The sequence below is a fragment of the Flavobacterium sp. FlaQc-30 genome (genome assembly GCF_044005885.1).
In the GTDB taxonomy this organism is placed as follows: Bacteria; Bacteroidota; Bacteroidia; order Flavobacteriales; family Flavobacteriaceae; genus Flavobacterium.
The window spans coordinates 1-12,277 of record NZ_JBIPCO010000012.1; the positions used below are offsets into that span (position 1 = coordinate 1).

Annotated in this window: 13 protein-coding genes; 10 read left to right on the forward strand and 3 right to left on the reverse strand. The window is 32.2% G+C overall.

Annotated features, from left to right (window positions below; all coding sequences use genetic code 11):
- Positions 1-1,735 (reverse strand): choice-of-anchor L domain-containing protein (locus tag ACHRV0_RS21085; RefSeq protein WP_395442398.1); only part of this gene is annotated, 1,735 nt, incomplete at its 3' end.
- 498 nt (positions 1,736-2,233) lie between these two features.
- Here ACHRV0_RS21085 and ACHRV0_RS21090 point away from each other — a divergent pair.
- From ACHRV0_RS21090 to ACHRV0_RS21115, 6 genes are all read left to right on the forward strand, one after another.
- On the forward strand, positions 2,234-2,719 hold the full coding sequence (locus tag ACHRV0_RS21090; RefSeq protein WP_089056043.1) for a histidine phosphatase family protein: 486 nt from the start codon (positions 2,234-2,236) through the stop codon (positions 2,717-2,719).
- Between the two features lie 5 nt (positions 2,720-2,724).
- Positions 2,725-4,806, forward strand: coding sequence for a polyphosphate kinase 1 (ppk1, locus tag ACHRV0_RS21095; RefSeq protein WP_395442399.1), 2,082 nt, complete (start codon positions 2,725-2,727; stop codon positions 4,804-4,806).
- 32 nt (positions 4,807-4,838) lie between these two features.
- Entirely contained in the window at positions 4,839-5,729 is an 891-nt protein-coding gene (locus tag ACHRV0_RS21100; RefSeq protein WP_129026129.1) for a Ppx/GppA phosphatase family protein, read from the forward strand.
- Between the two features lie 108 nt (positions 5,730-5,837).
- Entirely contained in the window at positions 5,838-6,410 is a 573-nt protein-coding gene (locus ACHRV0_RS21105) for a TMEM175 family protein (protein WP_395442400.1), read from the forward strand.
- Between the two features lie 22 nt (positions 6,411-6,432).
- On the forward strand, positions 6,433-6,993 hold the full coding sequence (locus ACHRV0_RS21110; protein WP_129026127.1) for a Crp/Fnr family transcriptional regulator: 561 nt from the start codon (positions 6,433-6,435) through the stop codon (positions 6,991-6,993).
- Positions 6,994-7,118: 125 nt separating this feature from the next.
- Complete coding sequence (locus ACHRV0_RS21115; protein WP_129026125.1) at positions 7,119-7,697, forward strand: NAD(P)H-dependent oxidoreductase; 579 nt, start codon at positions 7,119-7,121, stop codon at positions 7,695-7,697.
- Between the two features lie 72 nt (positions 7,698-7,769).
- On the opposite strand, the gene ACHRV0_RS21120 is transcribed toward ACHRV0_RS21115, so the two are convergent.
- Together ACHRV0_RS21120 and dnaX are read right to left on the reverse strand one after the other, a co-directional pair.
- Positions 7,770-8,213: a DNA polymerase III subunit gamma/tau gene (locus tag ACHRV0_RS21120; RefSeq protein ID WP_164975077.1), complete on the reverse strand. Its 444-nt coding sequence runs from the start codon at positions 8,211-8,213 to the stop codon at positions 7,770-7,772.
- A 236-nt stretch (positions 8,214-8,449) separates the two neighbouring features.
- Positions 8,450-9,535, reverse strand: a complete 1,086-nt coding sequence (gene dnaX / locus ACHRV0_RS21125) for a DNA polymerase III subunit gamma/tau (protein WP_395442401.1) — start codon at positions 9,533-9,535, stop codon at positions 8,450-8,452.
- 458 nt (positions 9,536-9,993) lie between these two features.
- Here dnaX and ACHRV0_RS21130 point away from each other — a divergent pair, with 458 nt between their 5' ends.
- The 4 genes from ACHRV0_RS21130 to ACHRV0_RS21145 all read left to right on the forward strand — a co-directional run bounded on the left by ACHRV0_RS21130 (position 9,994) and on the right by ACHRV0_RS21145 (position 12,207).
- Positions 9,994-11,037: a hypothetical protein gene (locus ACHRV0_RS21130; protein ID WP_395442402.1), complete on the forward strand. Its 1,044-nt coding sequence runs from the start codon at positions 9,994-9,996 to the stop codon at positions 11,035-11,037.
- A 92-nt stretch (positions 11,038-11,129) separates the two neighbouring features.
- Entirely contained in the window at positions 11,130-11,579 is a 450-nt protein-coding gene (locus tag ACHRV0_RS21135; RefSeq protein ID WP_395442403.1) for a nuclear transport factor 2 family protein, read from the forward strand.
- A gap of 93 nt (positions 11,580-11,672) precedes the next feature.
- The gene (locus ACHRV0_RS21140; RefSeq protein WP_395442404.1) at positions 11,673-11,921 is read left to right on the forward strand and encodes a type II toxin-antitoxin system ParD family antitoxin; all 249 of its coding nucleotides are present in this window, start codon (positions 11,673-11,675) and stop codon (positions 11,919-11,921) included.
- Positions 11,914-12,207, forward strand: coding sequence for a type II toxin-antitoxin system RelE/ParE family toxin (locus tag ACHRV0_RS21145; RefSeq protein WP_395442406.1), 294 nt, complete (start codon positions 11,914-11,916; stop codon positions 12,205-12,207). Before ACHRV0_RS21140 ends, ACHRV0_RS21145 begins: the two co-directional genes overlap by 8 nt.
- Positions 12,208-12,277 lie beyond the last annotated feature (70 nt).

Consider the following 12,277-nt stretch of genomic DNA (forward strand, 5'->3'; position numbering starts at 1 on the left):
TTCCAGCGCCAATTCCAGTTAAATCCTGAGAAGTTGCAGCAATTGCATTGGTATCTTTTTTCCAAGAGTAAGTGTATGTTCCAGTTCCGCCGGTTACAGTCAAATCGATAGCTCCAGTTAATTGTCCAAAACATTTTACATCTGTCTTAGAAGTTTCTGTGATAGTAATACCGTCTGTTGGTTGTATAATTGTTATTTGTTTAGTATTACTACATCCTTTTGAATCGGTTACAGTCACGGTATAGGTACCAGCAGCTAAGTTTGTTGCTGTTGCACTAGTTTGAACTGGTGTTGTGTTCCATGAATAAGTATAAGGACCTGTTCCGCCAGAGGCTGTTACAGTTGCAGTTCCTGTCGTACCTCCTTTACATTTAACATCGACGTGAGATGCTGTAGTTTCGGTAATAACGATATTGGTTTGACTCACAACTACAGGTTTGATGTCAGAGCATCCCGATTGGGTATTAGTTCCTTTGATGTAATAAGTTCCAACAGGAGCTGCAGTTGGTGTGTTATAAGGAATAGTTGCAGCAGAGTCTGTCCAATAAGTATAAGTCAAACCAGCAGTACTTCCTGCAGTAATTGCCGGCAAGGTAAGATTCGCAGTTCCATTAACGCAAACTGGCGCCGGATTGGTGATAACTAATGTATTTGTTGCAAAACTTTTTGCTTTTAAAAATACACCCGCGTCCCATTTTTGGTCAGAGGCATCAGCAATTGCCATTTTTATTTTGTAGTTTTTTCCTGCTGTAACAGCATATGTTGCAGTTAAAACTACTGTTGATCCATCAAATTCCATAGTAGCAGAACCTGGCGGGTTATTTACATAATAAGCGACATTATGATCTGGAAAAGAATTGCCGTCTTCATTTGATCCTGCAGAGTGTATATTATTAATTGTTACTGCGTCACCATTTGGGAGCTGCGCAAGATTTATAGCATTGTTGGTATAAGTTCCAGTAATTCCAAAACCACTTAAGAAAAATCCAAAGGCATCATTAAAAGCAGTATGAACATATTCCAAGTACTCTTCTGATGCAAAAACAAATTTAAATTCAACTAAATTTCCATCAGGAATAAAGTCAAATTCTAATATTGATGCATCATGCATTGTTTTACCAGAAATTGCAGTTAAATCGGGATCGCTGGCATCATTTACCATTTCATCCGTTTTGTTGGTATAGGTATTAGGTCCCATTGCAGAGCTTATTTTTCCTGTAGATAAAAGAATACCTTCATCAATAGGAAATGTCGAGGTTGCCTTACTGTAATACCCTAACTGGCGATCTCCAGCAGTATTTGACCAAGAATGATTATTCCAGGTCCAGCTATTGTTGTTGTTCTTTTTGTAATAACCAAAGCGAACATTACTAATGGTTAAACAGCCTGAGGTCAAAACATTTCGAACTAATTGATCGGCAGTATAGCCATTATAACCTGCTGCTGCATTGGCAACATCTATTGAACCAGCAGCAGCTAATGCACTAATGGCAGCAGTTTTTGCAGTGGTTTTTGATGCGGCCTTGTTTGTAGACAGGGTGTTCCCAATTCGCACAGGAACTTCCTGTGCGGAGACAGTCGAAGAATAGAACACGATACCTAAAATCATTATAAAAATAGATTTTAAATTAATTTTAGGAACATCTCCGTTCTGAGTTCTTTTTTGAAAGGGGAAAATATACTTACAACATTCAATCAATTTTCCCACTTTTTGTAGAGTAGATTTAGTTCTCATATATTAGGATTTTGTTTTTGTGGTTTTTGTAAAATGTTAACACAATCAAAATTATAGTAGAGTTTTTGGATTTGTTTTTTTTTCTCTGTAACTAACCTAAAAACTCGTTTAAGTGCTCTTTTTTTATCAAAAAAGGCATGAAAAAAATATTTTTTTTGCCAAATATTGGTAAATTTAATAGTGAGATTTTTTCTCTTTTTGGCTGAAAATCATTTTTTGATATAGGTGTAAATAATTAATAATCAGTTATTTAGTTAAAATTTTACTGATTTGCAAAATATCGACGAACTGTATTGTTTACTAGGTGAAGTACATTTTTTTAGATAAAATTCTAAAGACGGTTTTATGAGTTTTAAAAGTCATGGAATTAATTATTCTTGTTAAAATTTACTTAAAATGTTAACACTAATAAAAAATAGAGAAGGTTTAAAATATCTTTTGTAAATTAGAACTTAAAAAAAATAATGACCTCTTTTTGAGGTTTCAAATCTTCGGCTTATGAAAAATTTAATTTTAATACGTCATGCTAAATCAAGTTGGGAAGCTCCTCTAAAAGATTTTGATCGGCCACTGATGAAGAGAGGAATTATAGATGCGCATGATGTTTCTGCTATTATTTCGAAATATCTTCCAAAAACATATATTATTTGGAGCAGTACTGCGGCACGAGCTTCAGAAACGGCATTAATTTTTGCACAAAACATTTCATATCCTATAGAAAGTATTGTTTATAAAGACGACCTTTATACTTTTGATGATAAACAACTCGAAAAGGTTATTAAATCATGTGATAATAGTTTCGAAAGCGTTATTCTTTTTGGACATAACGAGGCTATTACAAATTTTGTTAATAAATTTGGGGATGTTTTTATAGAAAATGTCCCAACCTCAGGCTTTGTATCTTTACAGTTTGATTCAGAAAGCTGGGATACTATAAATAAAGGCAAAACCCATAAAACAATTTTCCCCAAAGATTTAAAATAAATAGAGTGTACGAACAAAAATATATCGATAGAGAAAAAAGCTGGTTAGCGTTTAACGCAAGAGTACTTCAGGAAGCGGGTGATAATACGGTTCCCCTTTTAGACAGACTGCGTTTTGTTGGAATTTTTTCAAACAATTTAGATGAATTTTTTAGAGTTCGTTACGCTGCAATTAGAAGATTAAGTCTCTCTGGAATTTCTGGCGAAAAATACTTAGGCGGAGTTTCGGCACATCAATTAATTAAAGATATTACCGAAATTGTAATTCAACAGCAATCAGAAAGCTTACGTATTCTAGGAAATATTGAAGCAGAACTTGAAACAGAGAATATTTTTATTATAAACGAAGATCAAATTACCAAAAATCAGGAAAGTTTCCTGAAAGACTTTTTTATGCAAAAATTAAGTCCAGAATTGGTAACTATTATATTGAATGATTTGGCAGAATTCCCTGTTTTAAAAGATACTTTAGGATATCTAGCCGTTCGTTTAGAAATGACAAACAACGAAGTACGTTACGCTGTTATAGAAATTCCAAAAACGATCAACAGATTTGTTGTTCTTCCGTCTGAAGATGAAAAACAGTATGTAATTTTAATTGACGATGTTATTCGTTACAACCTAAAAAACATCTTTAACATATTTGATTATAAAAGTGTTTCAGCACATATGATCAAGATTACTCGTGATGCACAGTTAGATATTGACAGTGATTTGAGTAAAAGTATGCTTGAAAAAATCGCAACATCTGTAAAAGACCGCCGTATAGGCGAGCCAGTTCGTTTTATCTATGATAATTTAATTGAAGATGATACACTGCAGTTCTTTTTAGATAAGATGAAAATTGTTGAAACAGATAGTATAATTCCTGGCGGAAGATATCATAATCGCCGTGATTATATGAGTTTTCCTAATTTAGGACGCTACGATTTATTATACAAACCAAACGAACCTCTGCCAATTCCAGGTTTAAGCCTTGGTGGAAGCATACTAGAAAAAATTAGTAAAAAAGACTATTTATTACACGCGCCCTATCAGTCATTTTCATATTTAACCAAGTTTTTGCGTGAAGCAGCCTTAGATCCAAAAGTAATCAGTATCAAAATTACTTTATATCGACTGGCAAAGAATTCGCAAATTATTAGTTCATTAATTAATGCGGCTAAAAACGGAAAAAAAGTTGTAGTTCAAATTGAGCTTCAAGCGCGTTTTGATGAAGCAAGCAATATTTCTTATGCAGAGCAAATGCAGACCGAAGGAATTGAGCTTATTTTTGGAATAAAAGGTCTTAAAGTGCACAGTAAAATATGCGTTATAGAAAGACTTGAAGAGGGAAAAACGCGCCGTTACGGATTTATTTCTACAGGAAATTTTAATGAAGCAACAGCAAAAATTTATACAGATGTTACTTTGTTTACCTGTAATCAAGGGATTTTGAAAGATGTTACCAAAATATTCGAATTTTTCGATATAAATTATAGAGTACACAGATACAAACATTTAATAGTATCACCGCATTATACAAGATCAAAATTTGTAAAACTTATCGATCGTGAGATTCTGCACGCTTTAGCTGGAAGAAAAACACACATTAAGTTGAAAATGAATAGTTTATCTGATTTTAAAATGATAGATAAATTATATGAAGCAAGTAATGCAGGTGTGAAAATTCAGCTGCAGGTAAGAGGAATTTGTTCTCTGATTCCGGGAATTCCAGGAATGAGCGAAAACATTGAAGCTATAAGTATTGTCGATAATTACTTAGAACATTCAAGAGTTTATATTTTTGGAAACGCAGGTCTTAATGAAGTGTATATTTCTTCGGCCGATTTTATGACCCGTAATCTTGACGGAAGAGTAGAAGTAACCTGCCCAATTTATGATCTTGAAATTAAAAAAGAATTAATCGATAACTTTAATATTGCTTGGAAAGGAAACGTTAAAGTAAGATACCATTCTTATAAATTAGACAATAAGTACAAACCCCGAAATCATCATGCATCGTTTAGAGCACAGTTTGAAACCTATAAATATTATCAGAATAAAATTAAAAAGTTCGAAGAAATTCCACAAAAAGTAAATCAATAATAACAAAAACAATTTCAAATCATAAAGTGAGCATGATTAATATAAGGAAATTTGCAGCAATAGATATTGGATCAAATGCCATGAGGCTTCTGATATCGAATGTTGTAGAGCAAGATGGCAAAGAACCGCAGTTTAACAAAAGTTCACTTGTTCGTGTGCCAATTCGTTTGGGACAAGATGCCTTTACAGTAGGTGAAATTTCAGAAGAAAATATAGATCGAATGGTTGATGCGATGAAAGCATTCAATCTTTTGATGAAAGTACATAAAGTAGAACGCTATATGGCGTTTGCAACTTCGGCAATGCGCGAGGCATACAATGCAAAAGAGGTTGTAGCTCTAATTAAGAAAAAAGCCGACATAAAAATCGAGATTATTGATGGTAAAAAAGAAGCTGCTATCATAGCTTCAACAGATTTGCATCATTTACTAAAAACAGATGAAACCTATTTGTTTGTTGATGTTGGAGGTGGAAGTACTGAGTTTACTTTATTCTCTGACGGAAAATTGATTAATTCCAGATCTTTTAAAGCAGGAACCGTTCGTTTATTAAATAATATGGTGCACGATGTAGTTTGGGATGAAATTGAAAAATGGATTAAAACCAATACCGCAGATTACGACGAAGTAACTCTTATAGGTTCTGGTGGAAACATCAATAAGTTGTTTAAAATGTCTGGAAAACAGCAAGAAAAACCGCTTTCCTATATCTATATAAATTCGCAATATGCGTTTTTAAATTCACTTACTTACGAACAACGAATTGCCGAATTAGGATTAAATTCAGATCGTGCCGACGTAATTATTCACGCAACAAGAATTTATCTTAATGCAATGAAATGGAGTGGAGCACGCCAGATATACGTTCCTAAAATTGGACTTTCAGATGGTATTGTAAAAGCAATGTACTACGGAAAAATTTAATTTTAAATATTCTTTTGCCACTAATTTCACGAATTGTTTTTTTTTAGTTTTTATTGAAAAATTAGCGAAAATTAGTGAAATTCGTGGCAAACTTTATACTTTAACTACATGAATAAAACTAGACTCGAAGCCTTTAGTGATGGTGTTTTAGCGATCATTATAACTATTATGATTTTAGAAATTAAAGTGCCCCAAGGACATGAGTTTGCAGATTTGAAACCACTTATTCCGAAGTTTTTAAGTTATATTTTGAGTTTTATTTACGTTGGAATTTACTGGAATAATCATCACTATTTAATTCATGGATTATCAAAAGTAAACGGAAAAATTCTTTGGAGTAATCTGCATTTACTATTTTGGCTTTCTTTAATTCCAGTTTCAACAGGCTGGATGGGAGAACATAATTTTGAAAAAGCAGCAATGGCTTTGTATGGTATTATTCTGCTGCTTTGCGCGATTTCTTATGTAATCCTACAAAAAACAGTTCTTGATGTTGAGGGGAAAAATTCGGCTTTAGCCAAAGCTTTAGGAAGAGATTTAAAAGGAAAAGCCTCAGCAGTTTTATATGTAATTGGCATCGCAGCTTCCTTTTATAATGTTATTATTTCTGGAGCCGCTTATTTTATAGTTGCCATGTTGTGGCTTATTCCAGATAAAAGAATTGAAAGAGTTTTTTCTTAAAAGAGTAATTTTAATACTATAAATGAAAGCTGTTTTTCAATCCATTCAGGATTTATCCAATGAAGAATTATCACATTTAGATGATTTAATCACGTTTAGAAAACTCAAAAAAGGAGATTTTTTACTGGAAGAAAATCAGGTTTCTAACGAAATCGTATTTATAGAAAAAGGAATTCTTCGTTCCTTTTTTATGAATCATAAAGGTGATGAAATCACCAATTGTTTTGCTTTTGAAAATGATTTTATGGCGTCATTTGCCAGCTTCATAACACAAGAAAAAGCCGAAGAAAATATTCAAGCATTGGTTGATACAGAACTGCAGGTTTTAGATCGAAATGCATTAGAAAAACTTTATAAATCAAGTTACAACTGGCAGGAAATAGGCAGGAAGTTAACCGAAATGGAGTTTGTAAATCTTCAAAAACGAATGGTTGATTTTCAAAAATTATCTGGTGCAGAACGTTATGAAGCACTTTTTAGAAATCACCAAAAATATCTTCAACTGATTCCGTTACAATATTTAGCATCCTATTTAGGAGTTACACCTAGACATTTAAGCCGAATTAGAAAAGCTGTTTTTTAAGCCGCTCAATTTTTTTTTATTTGGAGGAAAAGATCGGTCCGAATTTAAATTTGTGTTTAGCTTTTTTTAGGACATTTGTCTAGTAAAAGAAAACGGGCAAAAAGTATTTTTGAAAAAAGAAAAGCATGAAAAAAATACTGATTATAAATGGACATCCAAATCCGGACAGCTTTAATTTTGCCATGGCTGCCGAATATCAAAAAGGCTCATCAGCTTCTGGAGCAGTTGTGGAAACAATTACAATTGCAGCGCTGAATTTTAATCCAAATTTAAAATTCGGATATCAAAAACGAACCGAATTAGAGCCCGATTTATTAGAATCGTGGGAAAAAATTCAAAGAGCCGATCATTTAGTTTGGGTACATCCAGTTTGGTGGGGTGGACTTCCTGCAATTACAAAAGGCTTTATAGATCGATTATTTTTACCTGGAATGGCATTTCAGTACAGAGAAAATTCTGTTTGGTGGGATAAATTATTAAAAGGAAAAACAGCGCATATTATCACAACTCTAGATCAGCCCGGCTGGTACTACAGATTGTTTTTTGGAAGACCAAGTGTGAATCAATTAAAGAAATCGACTTTAGAATTTTGCGGTGTAAAACCAGTAAAAGTAAGTTATATCGGAATCATAAAAACAGCAAAAGAAAGTCAAAGAAAAAAATGGCTTGAAAAAGTGTATAATTTCGGGCTTCTAAATAAATAATGCTGCTAAAGTTAATTGCTGTTTTCTTGTAAAAACAATTTTGCGAAAATTCGCAATGAAAAGAGTATAAAACTATCCAGGTAAATCTAATCCAAATGTTGAACGTAAAAGCTCAATGTTTGGATTTATTTCATGCAAACGATTGTATTTATCTTGATCGTTAAAACTTCTTTTAGTCTCGAGTTTTTCATTTACAATTACTTCAATTGTGATATCGTGATTGTGCAGGTGACCTCTTAAATGCCCTAAAAGAGCATTCATCTGACTTTCGAATTCTAGCTTAGAACCTTCGTTTGGAAGTTCGTAAGTAATATTGGTTCCATTTAAAACAGGATCGTTGATTAACAAGATCGACTCCATAATCTTCAAGCCTTTTTGACCTAAACGCTCTGCATATTTATTCCATTGCACAAGCATTTCAGTTTCGGTAAACTCTTCAATAGGTAGAATAGATGTGGGTTTAACGTAAGTTTTACCACTTTGCTCTAATTCTTTTTTCTTGCGAATACTAGCCAAAGAAAAGGCAGAAACTTTTGGCTCGCCTCCAGTTTCATTTCTTGGAGTTTCAACTTTAGGAGTTTGAACTTTTGGTGTTTCTGGAACAGCAGTATTTGTAACGACAGAATCAGTATTGACTTTTTCTTCTGTTTTTAAAGTTTCAGTTTGACTTTCGACTTTCGTCCCGATACTTTGAGATGGACTTTGAACTTCAACAATAGAAAAACTTCCGTTTTTATAATAAGTAGGCGGTATTATGTATTGCTCAACTTTTTTTTTTCTCCATCAAAGTTGATAGAGGCTAACTGCATCAAGCATAATTCAACTAAAAGACGTTGATTTTGACTCAATTTATATTTTAAATCACAGTCATTTGCAATATCAATTCCCTTTAATAAAAATTCTTGGGAGCATTTTTGAGATTGAACACCATACATTTGCTGCGCTTGTTCTCCAACTTCTAATAAAGAAATAGTTGCAGGAGTTTTACTAACTAACAAATCTCTAAAATGAGATGCTAAACCAGCAATAAAATGATGCCCGTCAAAACCTTTTGATAAGATATCGTTGTAAGCCATTAAAAGATCTGGAATTTTATTTTCCAAAATCAAATCAGTAATGCTGATGTAAGTTTCGTAATCTAAAACATTTAGATTTTCAGTTACAGCTTGACGTGTTAAGTTTGTTCCGCAATACGAAACTACACGGTCAAAAATAGATAAAGCGTCACGCATTGCGCCATCTGCCTTTTGAGCAATAATGTGCAAAGCATCATCTTCAAAATTGATTCCTTGACTTTGAGCAACATCTGCTAAATGTTCTTTAGCATCTTTTACTGTAATTCTTTTAAAATCAAATACCTGACAACGAGATAAAATCGTCGGAATGATCTTGTGCTTTTCTGTCGTCGCTAAAATAAAAATAGCATGTTTTGGCGGTTCTTCTAATGTTTTTAGAAAAGCATTAAAAGCAGCCGAAGACAACATATGCACCTCGTCAATAATATAAACTTTGTATTGCCCAGTTTGTGGCGGGATTCGAACCTGATCAATAAGATTACGAATATCATCAACCGAGTTGTTTGAAGCGGCATCCAACTCAAAAACGTTAAATGCAAAATCTTCATTAGGATCATCATATCCAGGCTGATTTATTTTTCGAGCCAAAATACGTGCGCAGGTTGTTTTTCCAACTCCACGCGGTCCTGTGAATAAAAGAGCAGAAGCAAGGTGATTGCTGTCAATAGCATTCAACAAAGTGTTCGTAATGGCTTTTTGTCCCACAACATCCTTAAAGGTCTGCGGGCGATACTTACGAGCCGATACTACAAATTGTTCCATATTCTTTTTTATTCGATAGCAAATATAGGCTGAAAATTACCAAATCACAAATATGAAATTCATAAATCTCGGAGAAGATTTTGAGTGGTTTGAATATGAGAAAGTAAGATGTGTAAATTAATAATTTAAAAACTATGATTTATAAAATTGAACGTACATGAAATGAAGTCCCTATTGTAAAAATGCAGATATAATTAAGCTTTTTTCTTGCAAAGTGTCGCCCTCACGGAAATTGTAGAATTGCAATCATCATCAATAATTGTTGGTCAGTTTTGAGAACTAATATTGGAGTATGATTTAGACTAAAAAAAATGATCAATTAATTCCATCTTTTTTAAGTTTTAAAAGCTTACTATTTTGTAATAAATAAAGTACTATTTTTATCTTCAAAAAATACTTACAAAAGAATTGTTCTTAATGTAAATAAAAAAAATAATCAGAGTTTTAAAAAGTAAGGGATGAGGTATTTATTGTTAATTTTTATATTATTATTTAATGGTTTGGTTTTTAGTCAAAACAATAAAATCGAGAAAGAGCGAATAATACCTTCTGATATTGATTTTAAGGGACACGTAAGAAAAATTACAATTAGAAGTTTAATGCTTTATAGAATGAGTGAAAAAAATGACTCTATTCGAAGTGTTTCAGAAGTTTATTTTTCAAAAAACGGAAAAATCCAATCTCTTTTTCTTTATGATAAATTCACTAAAGATTCATGGAGAAAGGTCGAATTTGATGTGTTGGAAAGAATTACCACTATTACAAGAATTAATGATAGTGTGAAATTTGATATTGTGAATCAGTATTTCAGTAATAATTCCGAATTTCCAGACTCAACAAAAACATTTAGTAATAAGAATTATAAAGAAAAATATATAAATAGATTTACTAAAAATTTAGTTACTAAGCAAGAGCGCTATGTCAATGATGTTTTGCAGGATTTTAGGGTTTATAAATACAATGACCAAAATCAATTGATTGAAGATTTGTATACTAATCCAGAAAATGAAAAAGGAGAAAGATTAGTGATAAACGAATCTGGTAAAGGTACCAAATTGTCATTCTATCCAGAAAAACAAACGCTGTATGAATACATGAAAAATAAGGATACCACAATCGTTGTAAAAATAAGCCCAAGATATTCACATAAAGAAGTGACAAAAAAACTAAAAAACAAAGAGTTTGAAATAACGATTGAGGAGAAATATAATAAGGATTTTTTAGAAAGTACCGTGAGGACTTGGATTTCAAAAGACTCATTATCAAGATGTAATTACATATACGGAGTAAAAGGCAAAATTAGAAGCTATTATAAAACCTTTAAAAATCCTAAGAAAATAATTTATATATCAAAAAGTGATTTTTCTGATGACGATCAAGAAAAAGTTATTACACATACTGGTGAGATCGTTTATGATAAATTTAAAAACTGGATCAAAAAAACATATTTTAAAGAAGGAGTAATAGAAAGTAGGATAGAAAGAGAAATTGATTATTATTAATAAATGCAAAATGCGGTAATTCAATTTTGTAAAGCAGAATCTAATTATCGAAGTCAAAAATCCCCGTTTGTAATTTTAAAACCTTAATTTAAATGAAAAAATATCTGTTATTATTCGCAATTGCATTTAGTTTTATTCAGCTTCAAGCACAAACCGCTCAAGATACATTAGAAATTAAACGAGCAGCTTTGGCATATATTGAAGCGCAGCATAATCCAAATCTAAAATTGATGGAAAGTGCCTTGCATCCTAGAATGGTAAAAAGATCAGTTTTTAGAAATAAAGCAGCACAGAAGGATTATATCTCGGAGTTTTTCGCTGAAAACATGGTTATACTGGCAGAAACTTATAATGTAAAAGGCGATAAATTTCCAAAGAATCCAAGAAAAGAAGTCAAATTGTTAGATGTTTCTGCAAAAACAGCATCGGTGAAATTGCTTGCAGATGCATGGATAGATTATATGCATATTGTAAAGACAAATGGTGAATGGAAAATTATAAATGTACTTTGGCAATACAATGATGTAACTCAGCATGAATAAATAATTACCTTCTTTTTTATTGAAAAGTTTTTTTTAAATCAGACAGTATTAGTTACCAATTTTGGGTAACTTTGTAGTCTAGAAAGTTAAATCATGGGAAGAAATACGTCAATATCGCTTGGAAATCATTTTGAAAACTTCATTGAAAATAGCCTTTCAGAGGGAAGGTTTAAAAACGCAAGTGAAGTTGTTAGAGCAGGATTACGTCTTTTAGAGGAAGAAGAGAATAAATTACTTCTTTTGAAAAAAGCTGTTCAGGAAGGATTTGAGAGCGGACGTGCTGAGAACTTTGATTCTAAAAAACATCTTGAAAGTTTAAAAGCAAACAGAAAAAATGGCTAAATATCATTTGACAAATAAAGCTGTTGAAGATTTAGCAGATATTTGGAATTATACTTTTGATGAATGGTCAGAAAATCAAGCTGATAAATATTACCTATTACTTTTAGATTCGTGTCAGGAAGTGGCTGAGAATCCAAATCTTGGAAAAAAATATGATAATGTCGCAAAAAGTTTATTTGGTTTTAAGTCAAACGAGCATATTCTTTTTTATCAAATTATTTCAGAGAGCGAAATTGAAGTTGTTAGGATTCTTCATGGAAGAATGGATTTAAAAAGTAAGTTTTAATTCTTTTGTAAAAAAGGCACTAAGATAAAATTCTTTTTTATGTCATCCCGAGGAACGAATAATTTTCGCA

Bases quoted from the DNA above. Each gene is read 5' to 3' on its own strand.
- ACHRV0_RS21090 (WP_089056043.1), top strand. From the start codon at position 2,234: ATGAAAAATTTAATTTTAATACGTCATGCTAAATCAAGTTGGGAAGCT.
- ACHRV0_RS21100 (WP_129026129.1), top strand. From the start codon at position 4,839: ATGATTAATATAAGGAAATTTGCAGCAATAGATATTGGATCAAATGCC.
- ACHRV0_RS21105 (WP_395442400.1), top strand. From the start codon at position 5,838: ATGAATAAAACTAGACTCGAAGCCTTTAGTGATGGTGTTTTAGCGATC.
- ACHRV0_RS21110 (WP_129026127.1), top strand. From the start codon at position 6,433: ATGAAAGCTGTTTTTCAATCCATTCAGGATTTATCCAATGAAGAATTA.
- ACHRV0_RS21115 (WP_129026125.1), top strand. From the start codon at position 7,119: ATGAAAAAAATACTGATTATAAATGGACATCCAAATCCGGACAGCTTT.
- dnaX (WP_395442401.1), bottom strand. From the start codon at position 9,535: ATGGAACAATTTGTAGTATCGGCTCGTAAGTATCGCCCGCAGACCTTT.
- ACHRV0_RS21130 (WP_395442402.1), top strand. From the start codon at position 9,994: ATGAGGTATTTATTGTTAATTTTTATATTATTATTTAATGGTTTGGTT.
- ACHRV0_RS21135 (WP_395442403.1), top strand. From the start codon at position 11,130: ATGAAAAAATATCTGTTATTATTCGCAATTGCATTTAGTTTTATTCAG.
- ACHRV0_RS21140 (WP_395442404.1), top strand. From the start codon at position 11,673: ATGGGAAGAAATACGTCAATATCGCTTGGAAATCATTTTGAAAACTTC.
- ACHRV0_RS21145 (WP_395442406.1), top strand. From the start codon at position 11,914: ATGGCTAAATATCATTTGACAAATAAAGCTGTTGAAGATTTAGCAGAT.